Genomic DNA, 392 nt, shown 5'->3' on the forward strand with positions numbered 1-392 from the left:
ATCCGAAGCGGTTCACCTTCAACGCCGACGCCGTACGGGTGCCGTCGGCCCGGCAGCTGGTCTACAACGACGGCCGGGCCGTGGCGGCGGGCCGTCTGCCCGACGACACCTGGATCCTGCGGCCGCAGGACGTTCCCGACGCCTTTCAACCCGATGAGGATACCTGGTATTTCCGGCGGGTCTGCGGCACGTTCAAGGAGCGGGCGGGCTGGCACGGCTGCCAGATGCCCGAGCAGCTGCTCGGGCGGATCATCCGGGTGTCGTCGAACGAGGGGGACGTGGTGCTCGACCCGTTCGCCGGCAGCGGCACGACGCTGGTGGCGGCCAAGAAGCTGGGCCGGCGTTGGCTGGGGTTTGAGCTGTCGAAGGGCTACTACGAGCGGATGCTGGCT

1 protein-coding gene is annotated in these 392 nt (G+C 69.1%); it reads left to right on the plus strand.

Going from position 1 to position 392, the window contains the following annotated elements; genetic code table 11:
* A partial coding sequence (locus RM812_RS42725; protein ID WP_311586504.1) for a site-specific DNA-methyltransferase occupies positions 1-392 on the plus strand: 392 nt, incomplete at both ends.

Source organism: Streptomyces lancefieldiae (genome assembly GCF_031845825.1).
Classification (GTDB): domain Bacteria; phylum Actinomycetota; class Actinomycetes; order Streptomycetales; family Streptomycetaceae; genus Streptomyces; species Streptomyces lancefieldiae.